The organism is Paraburkholderia oxyphila NBRC 105797, from assembly GCF_000685075.1.
Lineage (GTDB): Bacteria > Pseudomonadota > Gammaproteobacteria > Burkholderiales > Burkholderiaceae > Paraburkholderia > Paraburkholderia oxyphila.
Map to the genome: position 1 here is coordinate 17861 of NZ_BAYD01000083.1, position 19284 is coordinate 37144.

The following is a 19284-nucleotide window of genomic DNA, read 5'->3' on the forward strand; positions in this document are numbered from 1 at the left end:
GCCATAACCACGTCGCGTGTAACGCGGTTTTGAACCTCGTCCGATGTTTGCATCATCGCGTGCGCAACGCGGTTCCATGGTCAGCAAGGACCTTCAAGACGAAATCGCTTTCGGTAGTCAGCATACGATCCGCTATCGACCGCCATGCGGCTCAGGCAATGGGCCCCCAGGCAACGGATAGCCGTGACCTCGAATGTCGCAGCGATCGCGCCATGTGCAAACACCGTGCAAAACGACTCAGAAGGGGTAGTCCTGTGAACAAGTCAAGCAGCCTCATCGCCACACTTTTCGCCGCCAGCGTCAGCTTCAACGCTTGCGCAGCGCCCATTTCCGCGGACACCGCCGTCACACCCGCCTCAACTGCGGCGGATGGTTCCCGTTATCCTGGCAATGCCAGTCCCACGGTGATCTTTGTCCATGGGGCTTTCGCCGACTCATCCAGCTGGAACGTGGAGATCAGTGTGCTACGCAGTGCCGGGTATCCCGTGATTGCCTATGCGAACCCGCTCCGTGGCATTGCCAATGACGCGGCTGGCCTGGACGCGCTGGTCAAGTCCGTCAACGGCCCCGTGGTGCTGGTGGGTCACTCGTACGCGGGCATGGTGGTCAGCCAAGTCGCCGCCCAGGAGCCGTCGGTGAAGGCGATCGTATACGTCGCCGCACTGATCCCCGTGGTGGGCGAGAGCACCAATGACCTCGTCACGAAGTTTCCGGGCTCCGAACTTGTCTCTGCGAACCTGCATTCCGTCGCTGCCCCTGGCGGGCAGACCGACGTGTACATCAACCAGGACAAGTACGGCACCGTCTATGCCGGTGGACTCAGCCAGCCCGACATAAGCGTTGCTGCGGCTGGCGAACGCCCACTTGCCGCGGCGGCCTTCGCGGAAGCGGCCACGCTAGCGGCGCCTGCGTCTGTTCCCAAGTGGGAAATCGTCGCGACTCAGGACCATGCAGTGCCTACCCAGGTGCAGGAATTCATGGCCAATCGGGCCGGCGCCAAGATCGTCAGAACCCGGTCCGGTCATGACGTTCCGGCGGCGCAGCCCTTCGTGGTGGCCAGGGTGGTCGAGGAGGCTCTTGCCGCGGCCAGCAAATAGGAGGGGGCCGCCGATTCAACGCCCGTCGGCGGCGAATGAACCGAGAAACGTCGCTACCTTGGACTTACTGGTCTTTTGCAAGCGAGTCATGAGTCCGTGATCAACTCGATCCAGACCGTAAGTTTCAGCGATGTCGTGTTGCAATCGGCACCAGAGATGAGAAGCCATCTCGGCGTCAACCATCGCCCTGTGGGCACGCCCGGTTTTTGGCAATCGCAGCATCTGCGCCAACGTCGACAGGCGGTGACTTTGAGCGTCTGGGTAGATCCGCCTGGCCACCAGCATCGTGCAAGCAAAGGAATGCTCCGCTGCTACACCGAGATGTTCGAGCTCTGCTTGCCAAAACCGCTTGTCGAAGCCGGCATTGTGCGCAACGACGGGATGATTTCCAACGAACGCTGCAGCTTCCATCATGACTTTCGACGCAGTGGGAGCCGACGCGATCATGTCGTTCGTGATGCCAGTGAGTGCGACGACATCGGACGGTATGCGTCTGCCTGCATTCATCAAACTCTGGTAGCGGTCGACGATGTGTCCGTCACGCCAAAGGATGACGGCAATTTCCGTAGCTCGATCGCCCAGATTGGGCGAAAGCCCGGTAGTTTCGAAGTCCAATACCGCCACTGTTTGCATATTTCTTCGCTTATAGCGTTGTCTTGAGTTGAGGTTGGGCTAGTGGGTTGGCCCGCGGAGGCCCAGGCAGCAGTACTACGTGGCATCGAACTCCCGGAGGGCCGCCGTGACCCACCCAAATCCCACTCGCTCCTGTTCGAGCCGCAGCCCGCGGCGGATCCGGTTGTCGCGCAGGTCGTCGAACAGCGCCTGTTCGTCGGCCTTGAGTCGTGGCAGGTCGCGTGTGACCTGATCGTCTTCCTCTCCCCAGAATGCTTCGTGCGCCCGCAGCGTCGCACGGTCCATCAGGAACGATTCGACATGGGCAAAGCGGCTGCGCAATTGATCCAGGATTGCGAAGCCGTGCGTGTCGATGTCCCCCCAGTAATGAAGCGCACACCCGGTGAGCCATCGTGCCGGTTCGAGTGCCTCCCAGCCGTAGCCCGCGCCAAACAATACAATCGATTGAGCGACATTCGGGAAGGCCAAAAAATTGGTCTCGTTTTCGGTGATGAAGACGCGCTTGCAGGGCAGCGCAACGCGCGCGAAGCTTCCGGCGTCCAGCGCGATGTCGGCAAGCGGGGCGCCCGTCACCACGCCAAGCCGCTCGTCGAGCACGCGAAACCGGATGCGCAAAGGTTTGTCGAGGAAGCCGTACCGGGTGGCGAATTGGCCGATGCCGGTTCGATCCCGGTCGATTGCATCCGGCGACAGCACCAGGTCGAGCCATTGCGCGAGCACGCCGCGTCGTGTTTCGACGAACTTGGTGTCGACGCCGGCGACGTCCATTTGCCGCAGATAGATACCGGGGCGAGGGTGCGCGCCAAGCCAGTCGACGACGGCGAGGAGCCTTTCCCAGTCGTCTGCGAGCTCGAGCGCTTGCATCGGGTACTTCGCGAGCCACGCGACGAGCATCGGGTGCCGGGTGCGCGTGATCGCGATCAGCCGTGCGAACCGCGCCGCGTCGCGACACTTGCCGACGAGCGCGAGCGCGGCGTCGAGGCTGTCCACCCAGGCCGCCTGCGGCACGCGCTGCGCGCCCAGGATCCGATGATTGAGCTCGCGCCATTCGACGCGTACGTGCCGCATCGCCGCGAGTTCCGCTATCCATGCGCGCACGGCCTCGAATTGCGAGGCGAGCTCGGCGGAACTCGGCCCCGTTAGCGAAAGGCGCAGGGGAAACAGGCCGTCGCCAGGATCGACGAGGCTGCGTAGCCATTCGCCGCGGGCCCAGCGGCGCTCGAGCCGGGCTCGCAGTTCGGCCGGAGTCGTCCAGCTCATCGATCCGCCTGCGCTTTGCCCGCGCGGTATTCGTCGATCGACAGGTTGCGCAGCTTCGATTCGCGTCCGCCGTCGTTGTGGACGAAGCCAACGCTCGATACGAATGGCTCGATGATGTGGATTTTCTGCAATGGTGTGACGATCAGCAGTTGCAGGTTGAGCTTCTGGAACAGCTTCAGGCCGTACTGCGCCGATTCGTCGGAGCCGCGGCCGAACGCTTCGTCGATGACGACGAAGCGGAACGAGCGCGAACGCACCGCACCCCATTCGAGGCCGAACTGGTAGGCGAGGCTGGCCGCCAGGATCGTATAGGCGAGCTTTTCCTTCTGGCCGCCCGATTTGCCGCCGGAGTCCGAGTAGTGTTCGTATTCGCTGTCGTCCTCGCGCCAGCGCTCGCTTGCCGCAAACAGGAACCAGTTGCGCACGTCGGTGACCTTCGCGCTCCAGCGGCGGTCCTGCTCCGTCAGACCTTCACGGCCGCGGAAGCGGTCGATGATGCGCTTGACCTGCAGGAACTTCGCCTCCGAGTACTGTGCGTCATCCGAGCCCGTCAACTCGCCTTCGGTGCAGGCGCGCAGGTCGCTCTGGAAGTCGCGAATCTCGGCATCGGGGCTCGGCTGCGTCTCGAGCACGATATAGCGGCCCGCGCTGTAGTCGATCTGCGCCAGCGATTCGTTGATGCGCGTAATTCTTTCCTTGATCGTCTCCCGCTCGCGCGCGAGTTGCGCATGGAAGTTGGCGATCTCGTTGATGGTGTTGACGTTCAGCAATTCCTTGAAGCGTGCTTCGAAGCGTGGCAGGTCGTCGGCCTCGATGCGCGCGAGTATCTCGCGGTATTCGAACGCTGCTTCGAGGCTCGCGTCGAAATCGGCTGTCTCGAGCTTGTAGGCGTCCTTGAAGGTGGACATGGCCTTGACGATTTTCTCGGCGAGCCGGCCGAGTGCCTTGGTCTCGTTGTCGATGCGCGTCGTCAGCACTTCGCGTACGTCACGCTCGCGGTTATCGCACGATTCGACAGAAAGCTGGTGCTCGCCCAGGATTTCCGCGCGCAGTGCATCGAGGCGGGCGGCAAGTGCGGCTTCCACCTCGGTTGCCAGCACGCGCGCGTCGTCGCGCAACGCCTCGGCCGACTCGCGCCTGGCGTCGATGCCGCCGAGTTCGGCGTCGGTTTCCGAGATCGCGGCTTCGCTTTCCTTCAATGCGACCTGCGCAGCTTCGAGCTGTGCCATCAGCTCGGCCAGCATGTCGCTGGCCGCTTCGAGCCGGGCTTTTTCGTCCTTGAGCCGCGCGACGGCGGCGGCGCAACTCTCCCAGTCGAGGTCGCGAAAATCGACGAACTCGCCGGCGCGCGCGAGCGCTTCGAGCCGCCCGCGCAGCTGCGATTGCTCGCGCTGCGCTTCGGCGAGCTTCTCCCCGATTTCACCCAGATGCGCTTCGAGCGCGCGACGTTGCGCTTCGAGCGCCGCGATCTTGGCCGTATTGCTCCAGCCGAGCACGTAACGACTGCGATCGTCGAGCGCGTGGCGGTCGTCCTTCTCGTGGCGCTCACCCGGTGCTTTGGCCTGGCCGGCGCGCGTGAGCGCGCGCGTCTCGCGGCGGAATTGCTCCGGCGTTGCACAGCATGCGTAATCGAAGCGGCGTGCGATCTCGCGTTCGAGCCATGCATAAACCGGCGAATCGGGTTTGATGGCGAGTTTGCGCACGAGCGAATCGCGGTGCAGTTCGGCTTCGTCGGCTGCGCCGGACGCGCGTGGGGGGCGTACACGGTAGTAGACGAGCCGCCGTCCCAGGTGGGTGCGGTCGACCCAGGCGGCCACCTCGGCGTAATGTTCGTCGGGCACGAGCAGCGCGAGGCCGAAGCCGCGCAATACGCGTTCGGCTGCGCCCTCCCAGTCACGCGCGTCCTCGCGGACCTGGATCAGCTCGCCCGCGAACGGTAGCGCGTCTTCGTCGTGGCCGAGCGCAGCACACAGGCTCGCGCGCAGCATTACCTGCTCTTTCGGGATGTTATTGCGCCTGGCCTTGAGGCTCGCGATCTCCTCTTCGAGCGCGTTGTGCCGGATTCTGCCTTCGCGAAGCGCCACACTCTGTTCGGTGATCGCGTTCTGCGTTTCGGCCTCCCGCTCGACGAGCGTGGCGCGCAGCTCGGCAATGCGCTGGCGCTGCGAGGCGAAAGCCGCCTCGTCGGCGGCCGCCACCTCACCGAGCTTCGCGACGATATCCGCGTAACGTTTTGCGCGCTCGCGGCGGCGATCACGCTCGCGTTCGAACTCGCGGATCTCGGTCTCGAGCTGTTCGATGCGCTCGCCGCCGTGAGCCGCGACGGCGCGTCGAAGGTCGTCTACCTGTTGCCGCGCTTTGTCGCGTGCTTCTTCATGCCGTGCCTTGCGCGCCGTCCCGCGCGTGCGCTCTTCGTCGAGCAGTTGAAGGCGCCGCTCCAGCAGGCCGAGCTTGAGTCCCGCGAACCACGGCTTCAATGCGTCGCGGCATACGCGCCAGCCTTCGAGCACATGCGTGGCTTCGCCGTGACGGTCGCAGTCGGCAACGAGCGGCGCGAGCAGTTCGACCTGGCGCTTGGCTTTGAGCACGGCCTCGTGCGCGCGGCTCAAGTCTTCGAAGTGCGTGATGAGCGCGCCAATGCGCGCGGCCACGTCGAACGGTTCGAGCATGTGGCTGCGCACGAAATCGGTCAGGTTGCCGACCGATTTCATCGACACCGTCTGGTGAAAGAGCTCGAGGGCCTGCTCGTTTTCGATGCCGAAGCGCCGCCGGAACCAGGCGCTGTACTTCGGAAACGTATCCTCGATTTCGGCGCCGAGTCCACGCAGCTTCTTGCGCAGTTGTGTGATGTCGCTGCCGAAGTGCGAGAAGTCGGCCGCGATCGACAGATCACGTTCGGCGCAAACGAAATAGCGCGCGGGCTGGCTCTGCATGTCCTTCATCCAGAACACCTGCGCGAGCGTGACGGTCGCATCGTACCCGGTGTTGCGAAATACGCCCAGGATCACCGAGTAGTTGTTCTGGTCGCGCACGCTCACGGGCTTCGCCGTGCCAGTCACTTCGTTGCGCTCGGACTTGTAGTAGCCGAGCACATAGGAGCGCAGCGTGCGCTCCTTGCTGTCGGCGCCAGCCGCCTTGTTGTACGCAATGCGCTGCGCGGGCACGATGAGCGTCGTGATCGCGTCGACGAGCGTCGATTTGCCCGAGCCAATGTCGCCCGTGAGCAACGCGTTGCGGCCGTCCACGCGCAGCGTCCAGACGCGCTCGTCGAAGGTGCCCCAGTTGAAGACCTCGAGCCGTTCCAGGCGAAAGCCCGTGAGCGTGTCGTCGGCGGCAAAATCGAGGCCGAGTGTGCGCGGCTCATTCATCGCTTGCCTCCGACTTTGCCGCGGGCGTTGCCGTGGCGTCGATATGGGTGCGGTAGGCGGCGAGCCGCGCGTCGAAGTCGAGCAGCCATTGGGCGTCGACAAACGCCTTCAGGATGCGCCGCACTTCGAACGCGGACGGCCCGCCCGTCGTCTTCATGCGGCGCAGGAAGCCGAGTTCGACGATTTTGTTGATCTGCGTGTCGATCTGGTCGACGAGCTTTGCCTCGTTGCTGCTATCTGGCAGAAATACGCGAATGAGTTCGACGATTTCATCGCGCGTGAGAACGAGCCGCGTGTCGCCGCCGCCGGCATCGGATTCGGCGAGCTTCTTTCGCAGGAGGGCGAGCAGCAGGCTGACGGGGAACGAGAGCGGGCGCCGTGCGACGAGGCGCGGCAGCCTGGGCGCATCGTTGTCCGTATCGCTTTTGCCGGGCTCGGGGCGGCTTTTGACGAACGCATAGCCTTCCGCCTCGTCGAGTACGAGCTCGAGGCCGAGGATGGTGACGTAGTCGCGCACGCGCGCCTGCAAGTCGAGCAGGGCCGCCCAGGTTCGCTCGTCGTCTTCGCGATAGATCACGCCTTTGAGCAGCGTGATCGACAGGATGGACAAGCCCGCATCGCCGAGCGTGGCTTCTTGCCGTTCTTCCTTCATTGTTACCTCACGAAAATCACGCGTGGCATCGTTGCGCGTTTGCGCACCGCCGATCCGTCTTCGCCGCTTGCTTCCCACTCGATCGTGTCCGTCACGCTCTCGTCGACGCTCGAGCGAAACGATTCTCCGGCCGTGCCGAGCTGCAGATAGGCCACGAGTTCGGCCAGTCCGTGCTCGAAAGGCTGCGATGCGGCGAGTTCGGCCAGCGTGACTTGCGACCGATCCTGCAGGCAGCGGCGGACGTTCTGAGCGAGCCGCGCGCGGTCGACGACGATTTGCGCGTAGAGCGCCGAGGCGTCGAGATCTGCATCGCCCGCCTCGAGCGCGACGTTGGCGATTACGGGATGAAATGCCGGCGTGAAGAGCGGCCGCTCCATCGGCAGCTCGATCTCGGACGACGCCGTCTCGATCTGCATGATCTCGCCTGCAGGGGGTGTCTCGCGCAGTGCGAGCGCCTTCGCTTCAATGCCGCGCAGGATATCCATGATGCGGCGATTCTCGAGCCAGGCCTGGTCGTCGAGAAAGCGTCGAAGTTGCTGCGAAAGCTGCGCGACGGTGCGTTGGGTGTGCTCACCCGCTTCGAGCCAGTCGTAGTGGACGCGCCGCGTGCGTGCTTCGGGCTTCATTTCCGCCACCGCCGGCAGTGTGAGCACGCGCTCGAGCTGTTCGGAGAGCGCGTCCTGGCGGCGGCTCGACATCAGGAAGTCCCAGAACGCCCGGAAGCTGCTGCCCTGGTCGGAATCCGCGATCGCGTCGCGCTCGCCCATGATTTCGTCGATGAGCGCGCCCTTCGAGCCGTCCCAGAGTGTGATGCGCTCGCGCACGCGGCGGTCGAGCTGGCGGAAGTTCTGTTCGACCTCGCGAAAGTCGGTCAGGAGGTCGCGCGCCATCTGCATGAACTGCTGGAAGCGGTCTTTGAGCGCGGCGTCGTCGAGCAGCCGCACGTCGCCGGCTTCGACGCGGGCGATCTCGGCATCGATCTGGCTGCGCCGCGCGTACAGCTCGACCAGGCGTTTTGCCGGGTTCGCCTCGCTGCCCTCGCTCATTTGCCGAAGCAGCTCCATGAGGGTCAGCAGGCGAGATTCGGTGCCAACGAAATTGCGCTCGACCAGGGTGCCGAGCCAGGCGATCGCTTTCTCCGCCGGCGGCGTAAGGTCGAATTGAGGCTCGTCCGAGCCATGGCTGTAGAACTTGCGCAACCAGCCTTTCTCAGGACTGGCCCAGTCGTTCAGATAGTCGAGCCCGGACTTCGGGAAGGCTGCGCTGCCGAGTTGCTCGCGCACCGCATAAAGTTCGTCCTCGAGCGCCTCGGCGAGCATCGGCGCCGCGATGACACGGACATTGGGCGCGACGAAAACACGATACAGGAAGCTGACGGCGAGGGGCGCGTGATCGGATCGCAACAGGCGCCAGGCGGGGTGGCGCGTACGCAGCGCTTCGACGGTGGCGTAATCGAGGGGCATGGTGCGAGGAAAAGGGCGTGGCGGCAGGGCGCGAGCGTGCCGGAGGGCGATACTCGAAAGCTGGGTATGCTACTCCACAATGCTCATTGCGGGTCGACGGCGGGCGCGGGCCGCGGCCATCTACCGCCAGGGGAGAACTCATCCGTTGTCGAGCGTCACTTCTCGGGTGGAACAGCAAGCCTGCTATTTACAAGCTCGCTGTTCCACCCGAGCCGGGAGCCGACCCATCCACGCCCCGGCCCCGCACATCCGCCCACCCTCAATGCTTGAGGCACGTATCCGCATTCTTCCACGTGCAGGTATCGAGCCCGGTATGAATCACCGGCTTCACCGTCTTCCCTTCGGCCAGATCGCGCATCACCATCGCCGCCTGATAGCCCATTTCCTCCGGCCGCTGGCCAACGAGCACATTGACCTTGTGCTCCTTGAGCGCCTGCAGCTCCGGCCCTAGCGTATCGGCCGAGACGATCACGAATTTGCCGCTCTGGATCTTGTCCATGATCGGCGCGACGACCTGCGAATAGGCCTGCGGCGCGAAAAGCGGCCAGCCGCCTTCGAGCACGAACGCGTCAAGACCCGTGGCGTTGGCGGTCAGCGTGTCCTGCATCATCTGATTGGCCTTCGCGGCGTCGTCGTTCACATAGAGCGGGCAGGCGCTGATCTCATGCCAGTTGTTCTCGCCGGCGAGCCTGGTGATGCCCTTCTTGCCGGAGAGCACGTCGCGCGTGCCCTGAGCGCGCTGATTGATGTTCTCAGCCGCTGGGTTGCCCATCACCAGACAGATATTGCCGCCCTTGGGCATCAGCCGCTTTAATTGCTCACCGAGCTTGTAACCCAGTTCGTAGTTGTCGGTGCCGACGTAGGCCTTGCGCAGCGACTGGTCCTTCGGCAGCAGATCCGCATCCGCCGTAATGATCGGAATCTTCGTATTGCGGCGGCGGATTACCTCGGCGATCGCCGGCGCGTTCGACGGCGAGATCGCGATGGCCGCGACGCCCTTGGTCAGCAGGTCGTCGACGATCTGCACTTCGGCGCTTTCGTCGGCAGCCGTAGCAGGGCCGGTGTAGTAGCAGGTGTAGCCTTCCTTCGTGAGTTCCTTGTTCGCCCGATCGCATCCCTGGTGCATGAGATCGAAATAGGGGTTGTCGAGACCCTTCACGACCAGCGCCAGGGTCTTGTCGGCTGCGAAGGCGGAGGAGGCCAGCATGGCCAGCGCTCCGACCGCAGCAATGCACATCCACGTTTTCTTCATTGTTTCCTCCTGTTTTCAATCTGCTTGCCGCTCTCCGCCGAGCCGATTGAAAAGCACGGCGACGATGATGAATGCCCCTACGACGGTGCCCTGCCAGAACGAGTCCACGCCGAGCAGGATCAGGCTGTTGCGGATGACTTCGATGAGCGCGGCGCCCACCACGGTGCCGAACGCGCTGCCGATGCCGCCCGCGAGATTGGTGCCGCCGATCACGGTTGCGGCGATCACGCGCAATTCGTCCCCGGTGCCGAGGCCCGTCGTCACGGCGCCGAGCCAGCCGACTTCGAGGATGGCCGCGACGCCCGCCATGAGGCCGCCGAGCACATAGACCGAGCAGATGATGCGCCGCACCGGCACACCGGTGAGGTTCGCCGCATGGCGGTTGCCGCCGACGGCGAACACGTAGCGGCCCCAGCGCGTCCAGCGAAACGCGAACCAGAAGATCACGGCGAGGACGATCAGGAACCACACGGGATTGGCGATGCCGAGGGTCGCGCCGCCGCCGAGCGAGAGGAGCTTGCTGCCGTCGGGCCCGAAATCGAAGATCGTGCGGCTGCCGGAGATCACGAGCGCGAGGCTGCGGCCGACGCTCAGCATGCCCAGCGTGACGACGAAGGGCTGCATATCCAGGTAGGCGATGAGCACGCCGTTCACGAGGCCGACGAGCCCGGCGGTCAATAGCCCCATGCCGATGCCGGCCCAGATCGGATAGCCGGCATTCATGACCACCGAGAGGACGATGCCGCTGATGCCGATCGTCGAGCCGACCGAGATATCGATGCCGCCCGTGACGATCACCGCCATCATGCCGAGCGCGACGATGGCGACGAAGGCGAAGTTGCGCGTCACATTGAAGAGGTTCTGCGAGGTCGCAAAACTCGTGGTCGCGAACGAGAGCGCGACGCAGCCGACGATCGTTGCCAGCACGACCCAGAACACCTGGCTCGCGAGCAGCCCGCTCCAGCGAGTGTGGGTCTTCTCGTCCTGTGGGTCATCGCGCAATGTTGGCATTGGAGGGGGCCTTTGCGGCGCGTCGTTCAATTTCGTGTCTCCTGTGTCCCATGCTTTGCGCTCGGCGGGCTCGGGTGCAATGGCACGTACTGCGGGCTCATGGCGCGAGCCCATCCAACGCCGGGCCTGGCAGATTCAGGCCGCGGCGATGGCTCCGGTAATCAGGCCGGTGACCTCCTCGGGAGAAGAGGCTTCGGTGTTCTTGTCCGCCACTTTGCGCCCGCGCCGCATGACCACTACGCGATGAGCGACCGCGAACACGTCCGGCATGCGGTGGCTGATCAGAATGACGGCGATGCCATGCTCGGAGAGGCGTTTGATGAGATCGAGCACCTCGGCGACCTGGCGTACGCTGATCGCGGCGGTGGGTTCGTCCATGAGGACGAGCCGCGCCTCGGCAAGCCGCGTGCGGGCGATCGCCACGGCCTGGCGCTGTCCTCCCGACATCTGCCGGACGAGATCGCGGGGGCGCGTCTCGGATTTCAGTGCCTTGAACAGCTCGCCCGCGCGCCGGTACATCGCTGCGTGGTCGAGGATCCGGAAGGGTCCGAAGCCGATCCGTGGCTCGCGGCCGAGGAAGACATTGGCGGCGGCGGTGAGGTTGTCGCAGAGGGCGAGGTCCTGGTAGACGACTTCGATGCCCTGAGCGCGGGCGTCGATAGGTCTGCTGAAATGCACCGGCTTGCCGTCGATGAGGATTTCGCCGTGCGTGGGCGGAAAATTTCCGGCGATCACCTTCACCAGCGTCGATTTTCCGGCCCCGTTGTCGCCCATGAGACCGACTACCTCGCCCGGTTCCAGGCTCAGCGTCACGTCGTTCAGCGCGTGAATCGCGCCGAAGTGCCTGGAAACGCCTCTAAGCTCTAGAAGACTCATGGACTGTCGCGCTCGCTCAGGTGGAGCCGCCCATTGCTTCGGTCTTGACGGTCACTCTGGCCGACCGGCTAGCGACCGAAAGACGTGCTAACTGCCTGCTTTCTAGTGCACGATGGGGCTTTTAGCAAGACTATTTCGGGCGTTTGGCCCAGCGGCGCCCAGCCGATGCCGCGTGGGCTCGCGCTGGTGGTGCTACGGCTTCTACGCCCCTTTCCAGCCCCGAAAACACAATCATCCCTCATACGAGCCATGCAAATGAGATAAAATTGCGTGTCCGCACGGGATTATCCCCAGCGAGTCTGTCTCACGCTTGCGCTCACTCCTGCAGCGGCATGGCGCTCGTGCCCTTGAGCTCATCGAGGCAAACGATCGAATGCACGCTGCTCACGCCGGGCGCGCGCATGAGCGTATCGAGCAGGAATTCGGACAGCGCCTTGAGATCGCGCGCCACCACCTTCAGTACGTAGTCGATATCGCCGGTCACGGAATAGCACTCCTGCACCTGCGGCAGCTTCGCGACGAGCTCCTTGAACTTGACGAGCTCGCGCATGTGCCCGCGCTCCATCGTCACCTGAATGAAAGCGACCACGCCGAAGCCTAGCGCCTGGGCGTCGAGCCGCGTCTCATAGCGCTTGATGATGCCCAGTTCCTCGAGCCGGCGATGGCGCCTGAGCGTCTGCGCCGGCGAGAGCTTGACGGCGGCGGCCAGTTCGAGATTCGAGGCGCGTCCGTGCTCCTGAAGCGCGGCGAGGAGCCGCAGGTCGATGGGGTCTAGTGTGAGGTTTTGCACTTTTCTTGCCCTGGATGTGGCTAATGCGAAATGAAATTGTACCAATCAGGGTTTGCCTGCCTATCAGATGAAATCATATTTTTCCGCTCCCCCTATACACTTGGCGCACCTGACAGGGCTGTCGGTCAACGCTGACGGCCTTGGGAGCGCGCCAGCGCAGAAGGTTGCGCGCGCAATTTTATTTCGCGCGGCCGCGCAGGAGTTCCATCCGGGCTCCGGGCGGGCGCATCGATAAAGAAGAGACAGGAAGAGACATGGTTTCAAACGACACAAGTGGCCGAAGTGCACAGAATGGCGACCAGAATGGTCATCTGAAGCGCGGCCTCAAGAATCGCCATATCCAGCTGATCGCGCTGGGCGGTGCCATTGGCACCGGACTGTTCCTCGGCATTGCGCAGACGATCCAGACCGCCGGTCCCTCGGTGCTGCTCGGCTACGCCATTGCGGGCATCGTTGCGTTCTTCATCATGCGGCAGCTGGGCGAGATGGTCGTCGACGAGCCCGTCGCCGGCTCGTTCAGCTATTTCGCCGACAAATACTTCGGTCCGTTCGCAGGCTTCCTGTCGGGCTGGAACTACTGGGTGCTCTATGTGCTCGTGAGCATGGCCGAGCTCTCGGCTGTGGGCATCTACATGCACTACTGGTGGCCGGCGCTGCCGACCTGGGTTTCGGCGCTCGTCTTCTTCGTCGTGATCAACGGCGTCAATCTCGCAAGCGTCAAGTCCTACGGCGAGCTCGAATTCTGGTTCGCGATCATCAAGGTGCTGGCGATCGTCGGCATGATCGCGTTCGGCGGCTGGCTGCTGCTCTCGGGCTCGGCCGGGCCGGAAGCGGGCGTCTCGAACCTCTGGCGCCACGGCGGCTTCTTCCCGCACGGCATGTCGGGTCTCGTGATGTCGATGGCCGTCGTCATGTTCTCGTTTGGTGGCCTCGAGCTCGTCGGCATCACCGCCGCGGAAGCCGACGACCCCTCGCATACGATCCCGCGCGCAACCAATCAGGTGATCTATCGGATCCTGATTTTCTACGTGGGCGCGCTGGGCGTGCTGCTCTCGCTCTATCCGTGGGAAAAGGTCGTATCGGGCGGCAGCCCCTTCGTGCTGATCTTCCATGCGATGAACAGCAACCTGGTCGCGAACGTGCTGAACGTCGTGGTGCTCACGGCGGCGCTCTCCGTCTATAACAGCGGCGTCTATTGCAACAGCCGCATGCTCTACGGCCTCGCGCAGCAGGGCAACGCGCCCAAGGCGCTGCTCAAGGTGAACCGGCGCGGCATTCCGCTGGCGGCACTGACTGTGACGGCGGTTGCGACGGCAGCTTGCGTGATCATCAACTACTTCATGCCGGGCAAGGCGTTCGAGCTGCTGATGGGGCTCGTGGTGTCCGCACTCATCATCAACTGGGCGATGATCAGCCTGATTCACCTGAAGTTCCGCAGCGAGAAGGCGCGCGCGGGTCAAACGACACGTTTTCAGAGCCTCGGCTATCCGCTCACGAATTACCTGTGCCTGGTGTTCCTCGCGGGCATTCTCGTTGTAATGTATCTGATTCCGGATCTGCGGATTTCCGTCTACCTGATTCCGGTGTGGCTGGTGGTGCTCGCGCTCGCGTATCGCTTCTGGCGCCGCGGTGCGGTGCCGGCGCTGCACGGCAGCGTCCAGACGCGCTGAGCATCGCCGTACGATGAATCCCGCGGTACCGGCCAGCATTTCGTAACCGCCCATAACCAGCAAGCAACTCGCAAGCAAACGCCATGTTCGAACATATCGATGCCTATCCCGGCGACCCGATCCTCTCGCTCAATGAGAACTTCCAGAAAGATCCGCGGCAGAACAAGGTCAATCTGAGCATTGGCATCTATTTCGACGACGATGGCCGTCTGCCGGTGATGCAGGCGGTTCACGCGGCCGAAGCGGCGATCCTGGCCGAACCCGGTCCGAAGCCCTATCTGCCGATGGCCGGTTTCGCCCAGTACCGCGACGCCGTGCAGGCCCTCGTGTTCGGTGCGCAGTGTCCGTCGCGCGCGGCGAACCGCGTCGCCACGGTACAGACGCTCGGCGGCTCGGGTGCACTCAAGGTCGGCGCCGATTTCATCAAGCGCTATTTTCCGCAGAGCCAGGTGTGGGTGAGCGATCCCACGTGGGAGAACCATCGCTTCATCTTCGAGCGCGCTGGCTTCGTGGTGAACACCTACCCGTACTACGACGAAGCCACGGGCGGCCTGAAGTTCGAGGCGATGCTCTCGGCCATCGACGCGCTGCCGGCGAAGAGCGTGGTGCTCCTGCACGCGTGCTGCCATAACCCGACCGGTGTGGATCTGGACGAGGCGCAATGGACCCAGTTGATCGACGTGCTGCAAAAGCGCGATCTGCTGCCGTTCGTCGACATGGCGTATCAAGGTTTCGGCGCGGGTCTTGATGCCGACGCCTTCGCGGTGCGTGAGCTCGGCCGGCGCGGCGTGCCGGCGCTGGTGGCGAACTCGTTCTCGAAGAACTTCTCGCTGTACGGCGAGCGCTGCGGCGGTCTGCACGTGATCTGCGAAGATGCCGCGGCGGCCGACCGTGTGCTCGGGCAGCTCACGGGCTCGGTGCGCTCGAACTACAGCAATCCGCCGACGCACGGCGCGAAGATCGTCACGCGCGTGCTCACGAACCCCGAGCTCAAGGCATCGTGGGAGACGGAGCTGGCGGCCATGTGCGAGCGCATCGCGCGCATGCGCCGGGCGATTCACGACGGGCTCGCCGCGCACATCAGCGGCGAGACGCTCTCGCGCTATGTGACGCAGCGCGGCATGTTCACGTACACGGGTTTGAGCGCGGACCAGGTCGAGCGTCTGAAGGAGGAGTTCGGGGTGTATATCCTGCGCTCGGGCCGCATGTGCGTCGCGGGGCTCAACGAGAAGAACGTGAGCATCGTGGTCGACGCAATGGGACGGATTCTCAAGGGCTAAGCGGCGCTGGCCGTTTCAGGCCGGTACCGGATAGACCACCCGGTACCGGCGCGGCTGCCATCATTGGCGCCTCAGAATCTCATTCCCGTTCCCACTCCGCAAGCGCCCGCGAAACCGCCGCCGCTGCCGCCCCCCGCGGAGCAGAATACGCCGCAACCGGAAAGGCTGGCTGCCAGCAGGATGCAGGCGGCCCCAAGCCGCAACCGCCGCGCGGCGAGGCATCGGCGCGAAAAAGGGCGGAGCGCGCCGGCACGAGCACCGGAAGCCGGCGACGCGCCGAAAATCGAAACATGTTTCATCGTGGTTTGAGCTTGAATCGAGCCTGAAAGCGGATGAGATCTGCCGGGTCGCCGTTCGAACGCGGACAGAGCGGAGCGGGCTCCACGATAAGCCAGCTACGGCATGCACCCCAATCAGACGATTCCGGCTTTCCAGCGCCACGTCGCGGCATGCGCTACGCATCAAATTTCATGCTTGTCAATCTGTCGGAGTCTGACGTCGGCCATGTCAGACGCGCGCGGTCTTCCAGGTGTTACCCTGATAGAATGCGTGAGCCGCAACGTAGTGGACTGCAGATGAAATTGCTTGATGCCCTCGTCGAACAACGGATTGCCGCCGCCGCCGCGCGCGGCGAGTTCGACGACTTGCCGGGCGTTGGAGCGCCCCAGGCGCTCGACGACGACCCCTTCGTGCCCGAAGAGGTGCGCGTGGCGAACCGCATTCTGAAGAATGCCGGCTTCGTGCCGCCTGCGGTCGAACAGCTGCGCGCGTTGCGCGATCTCGAGGAAGAACTCGCCAAGGTGAGCGACAAGGCCGAGCAGTGCCGGCTGCGTGCCCGCATGCTGGCGCTCGACATGGCGCTCGAGTCCTTGCGCGGTGGCCCGCTGGTGATGCCGCACGAGTACCGTCGCCGCATCGCCGAGCGCCTGTCCGAACGCGCGACGCTCGAGCAGGGCGTCGCGGCGGGGGCCGCGTGAGCGTGCCGGTCGGCACGCCTGCGGGCGAGGTCGACAAAGGCATCGACGAGCGCTCTGAGCCATTGCAGGGCGATGCTGCGCCGCAAACCCCATCGGTCGAACCTGCCGAACCCACTGAACCCCAGGCGGAGTCCGTCACCGAGCGCGACCGCCATTTCATGCGCCTCGCGCTGGCGGCCGCCGAAGCGGCGCGCGCGGCCGGCGAAGTGCCTGTCGGCGCCGTGTTGGTGCGCGGGGAAGAGGTGATCGCGACCGGCTTCAATCATCCGATTGGCGCGCACGATCCATCGGCACACGCCGAAATGGCCGCGTTGCGTGCCGCGGGCACGGCTTTGAGCAACTACCGCTTGCCCGGCTGCGAACTCTATGTGACCCTGGAGCCGTGCCTCATGTGCGCCGGCGCAATCATGCACGCGCGTATCGCGCGCGTCGTGTACGGCGCGCGCGACCCGAAGACCGGGGCGTGCGGCAGTGTCGTCGACGCATTTTCGAACGGCCAGCTCAACCACCACACGAGCGTGATGGGCGGCGTGCTCGAGACCGAGTGCGGCGACGCGCTGCGCGCATTCTTCGCCGAGCGCCGCCGCGCGAGCCGTGAAGCGCGCCGTGCCGCCGCCGCGGAGCCTCGCGTTGCCGATAACGACCGGTAGCGATCGATAACAACGGATAATAGCTGCTGGCGGCCGTGAGCCCGTGCCCTGGCAGGCGCATGGCGCGGCTGCAGACCACAGAATCCGTTGACCATGACCATGCATCGCACCATCGAACTGATTGCGCCGTCGGGCTATCCGCATGACCCGGAAGCGGTGCACCGCGCGATTGCGCGCCTTCGCGCCGAGGGCCACCGCGTGGAGGGCGTCGAGGCGACCGAGCGGCGCTTCCAGCGTTTTGCCGGCACCGACGGCCAGCGCGCCGCCGAGCTGAACCGCCTTGCCGCCCCCGGGCGTGACTTGCCCGATATCGTGCTCGCGGTGCGCGGCGGCTACGGCGCCGTGCGCATTCTGCACGGGCTCGACTACGACGGCTTGCAAAAGCGCCTCGCCGGAGAGCCGATCGCATTCGTCGGACATAGCGACTTCACCGCGATTCAACTCGCGCTCTATGCGCGCTCGGGGCTCAAGACATTCGGCGGCCCGATGCTCGTGAGCGATTTCGGTGCGCCGGAATTGAACGGCTTCACGATGCATCACTTCTGGGATGCGCTCACGAAGCCCGAATTCACGGTCAAGGTGAAGGCGCCGCAGGCACAGCACGCCAACGTCTCCGGCATGTTGTGGGGCGGCAATCTTGCCGTGCTCACGTCGCTCATCGGCACGCCTTATTTGCCGCCGGTGGAGGGCGGGATCCTGTTTGTCGAGGATGTCAACGAGCAGCCGTTCCGGGTGGAGCGCATGCTGTATCAGCTCCATCTGTCGGGCATCCTCGCGCGTCAGCAGGCGCTGGTGCTCGGCGACTTTTCCGGCGGCAAGCCGTTCGACTACGACAACGGTTACGACCTGAACGCGATGGTCGAGCAAGTCCGCTCGGTGGTGGGGATTCCCGTCTTCACGGGGCTGCCGTTCGGTCACATCGAGAATATGGTCACGTTGCCGTTCGGCGCGCAGGCGCAACTGAGCGCCGACGCTCACGGCTTCGAGCTTGCCCTGAGCGACTATCCGCATCTGGGCTGACAGAGAAATCCTGATACCGCATGAGCGCCTCCGGGCGCTTTTTTCCAGTGTTAAATATGCAACTAACAGTCAAGAAAAATGAAATTAGCCGAATGCTCTGGATATCGTATCGCTCCGAAATTGTTGACAAAAAATGGGCTGCCATGGGCCATCTCTTCACAGGAATGGTGCGCAATGCCCCGTAGTGACGCGGGTTTCACGGAAATTGGGCGCGCCAATGCGGCGCGAGCCTGAGTATCTTCCCCAGGTTTGTCGGGAAAATTGTTGACAATCTTTATGTCCAAACTAGGATACCCAACATCAAGGTGAGAGACATGCGAAACGCCGATACCGAAGCCGACGCGACCGGCACGAAACCCGAGACCATCGCCGCGCGCATCCGCGCCGCGATCCTCGAACATCGTTTGCCGCCTGGCGCGAAGCTCACGGAAGCGCAGTTGTGTGAAGTGTTCAGCGTCAAGCGCGGGCCGATCCGCCAGGCACTTTCGCTGCTCGCGAGCGATCACCTTGTCGACCTGGAGCCGAACCGTGGCGCGTTCGTCGCAAGCCCGTCGCTCCAGGAGGTGCACGAGGTGTTCGAGATGCGCCGCATCATCGAACTCGCAGTCGTGGAGCGCATTTGCAGCGCGCAGCACGGCAACCGGAGGCTGAAGAGCATTGGCGAGACCATCCGGCGCGAGCGCAAGGCGTTCGAGGGGCGCGACTATCCAGCCTGGATCCGCCTGTCGGGCGAGTTTCATACCGAGTTGGCTGCGCTGACCGGCAACACGGTGCTGTGCGATTGCCTGAATGGCCTCGTGGCGCGCTCGACGCTGATTTCCGCGCTCTACGAGTCGCCGGGGCGCAGCCCGTGCTCGTTCGACGACCACGAGGCGATCATCGAGGCGCTGGAAGCCGGGCAGGCACAGGAAGCCGCCGCGCTGATGACGCGGCACCTGCAGGGTGTCGAGCTGAAGATGCTCGACCGTCCGGCGGGCGCCTCGGTGGATCTGCAGGATGTGTTTGGCACGCGCGCCGCAACCACGGCAGGGCGTTGAGGAAGGGGTAAGCAGGGTTCCGCCGGCGCTGAGGGGCATGGAGCCGGGCGGAAACGGATACCGAAGCATGACGGCGGCGTTTGCGCGAAGGGCGGACGCGTCGGGCTGAATGGAACTGGAGACACGCGCGGCGGGGCGCAATGCAGGCCGCCGCGCGCAGGGAAAAATCGATGTTGGCAGCGCTCGCCGCGACGGCGAGCGCGGGGCAGGCGGCACAGCGAGCAGGGCGCGCATGAGGCGCGACCGGC

General features: G+C 64.3%; 16 protein-coding genes. 7 read left to right on the forward strand and 9 right to left on the reverse strand.

All coding sequences use genetic code 11. The annotated features are described in order from the left end of the window. Positions 1-254 precede the first annotated feature (254 nt). Complete coding sequence (locus BO1_RS35430) at positions 255-1097, forward strand: alpha/beta fold hydrolase (protein WP_028221617.1); 843 nt, start codon at positions 255-257, stop codon at positions 1095-1097. Between the two features lie 15 nt (positions 1098-1112). On the opposite strand, the gene BO1_RS35435 is transcribed toward BO1_RS35430, so the two are convergent. The 9 genes from BO1_RS35435 to BO1_RS35475 form a co-directional block, all read right to left on the reverse strand. After that, positions 1113-1730, reverse strand: coding sequence for a 3'-5' exonuclease (locus BO1_RS35435; protein WP_028221618.1), 618 nt, complete (start codon positions 1728-1730; stop codon positions 1113-1115). A gap of 75 nt (positions 1731-1805) precedes the next feature. Then, on the reverse strand, positions 1806-2990 hold the full coding sequence (locus tag BO1_RS35440) for a DUF3322 domain-containing protein (protein WP_028221619.1): 1185 nt from the start codon (positions 2988-2990) through the stop codon (positions 1806-1808). Then, positions 2987-6358: an ATP-binding protein gene (locus BO1_RS35445; RefSeq protein WP_028221620.1), complete on the reverse strand. Its 3372-nt coding sequence runs from the start codon at positions 6356-6358 to the stop codon at positions 2987-2989. Before BO1_RS35445 ends, BO1_RS35440 begins: the two co-directional genes overlap by 4 nt. Continuing rightward, complete coding sequence (locus tag BO1_RS35450; protein WP_028221621.1) at positions 6351-7010, reverse strand: DUF4194 domain-containing protein; 660 nt, start codon at positions 7008-7010, stop codon at positions 6351-6353. Before BO1_RS35450 ends, BO1_RS35445 begins: the two co-directional genes overlap by 8 nt. Before the next feature lie 2 nt (positions 7011-7012). After that, complete coding sequence (locus BO1_RS35455) at positions 7013-8473, reverse strand: DUF3375 domain-containing protein (RefSeq protein WP_028221622.1); 1461 nt, start codon at positions 8471-8473, stop codon at positions 7013-7015. A gap of 259 nt (positions 8474-8732) precedes the next feature. Then, a complete protein-coding gene (locus BO1_RS35460) occupies positions 8733-9725 on the reverse strand; it encodes a sugar-binding protein (RefSeq protein WP_028221623.1) in 993 nt (330 codons plus the stop codon). Between the two features lie 15 nt (positions 9726-9740). Next, on the reverse strand, positions 9741-10736 hold the full coding sequence (locus BO1_RS35465) for an ABC transporter permease (RefSeq protein ID WP_028221624.1): 996 nt from the start codon (positions 10734-10736) through the stop codon (positions 9741-9743). Between the two features lie 135 nt (positions 10737-10871). Beyond that, on the reverse strand, positions 10872-11612 hold the full coding sequence (locus BO1_RS35470; RefSeq protein WP_028221625.1) for an ATP-binding cassette domain-containing protein: 741 nt from the start codon (positions 11610-11612) through the stop codon (positions 10872-10874). A 316-nt stretch (positions 11613-11928) separates the two neighbouring features. Next, positions 11929-12402: an Lrp/AsnC family transcriptional regulator gene (locus tag BO1_RS35475; RefSeq protein WP_028221626.1), complete on the reverse strand. Its 474-nt coding sequence runs from the start codon at positions 12400-12402 to the stop codon at positions 11929-11931. A gap of 254 nt (positions 12403-12656) precedes the next feature. On the opposite strand from BO1_RS35475, the gene BO1_RS35480 reads away from it, so the two are divergent. From BO1_RS35480 to BO1_RS35505, 6 genes are all read left to right on the forward strand, one after another. Then, entirely contained in the window at positions 12657-14072 is a 1416-nt protein-coding gene (locus BO1_RS35480; RefSeq protein WP_043287914.1) for an amino acid permease, read from the forward strand. A gap of 83 nt (positions 14073-14155) precedes the next feature. Next, complete coding sequence (locus BO1_RS35485) at positions 14156-15352, forward strand: amino acid aminotransferase (RefSeq protein WP_028221628.1); 1197 nt, start codon at positions 14156-14158, stop codon at positions 15350-15352. A 575-nt stretch (positions 15353-15927) separates the two neighbouring features. Then, positions 15928-16329 (forward strand): DnaJ family domain-containing protein, encoded by a 402-nt coding sequence (locus BO1_RS35490; protein WP_028221629.1) that lies wholly within the window; start codon positions 15928-15930, stop codon positions 16327-16329. Continuing rightward, positions 16326-16979 carry a tRNA adenosine(34) deaminase TadA gene (tadA, locus tag BO1_RS35495; RefSeq protein ID WP_084688450.1) on the forward strand — a complete coding sequence of 218 codons (654 nt, stop codon included), beginning with the start codon at positions 16326-16328 and terminating at the stop codon, positions 16977-16979. The genes BO1_RS35490 and tadA overlap by 4 nt, the downstream gene beginning before the upstream one ends. Before the next feature lie 93 nt (positions 16980-17072). Then, positions 17073-17999 carry a muramoyltetrapeptide carboxypeptidase gene (ldcA, locus tag BO1_RS35500; RefSeq protein ID WP_028221631.1) on the forward strand — a complete coding sequence of 309 codons (927 nt, stop codon included), beginning with the start codon at positions 17073-17075 and terminating at the stop codon, positions 17997-17999. A gap of 314 nt (positions 18000-18313) precedes the next feature. Continuing rightward, positions 18314-19036, forward strand: coding sequence for a GntR family transcriptional regulator (locus BO1_RS35505; protein ID WP_028221632.1), 723 nt, complete (start codon positions 18314-18316; stop codon positions 19034-19036). Positions 19037-19284 lie beyond the last annotated feature (248 nt).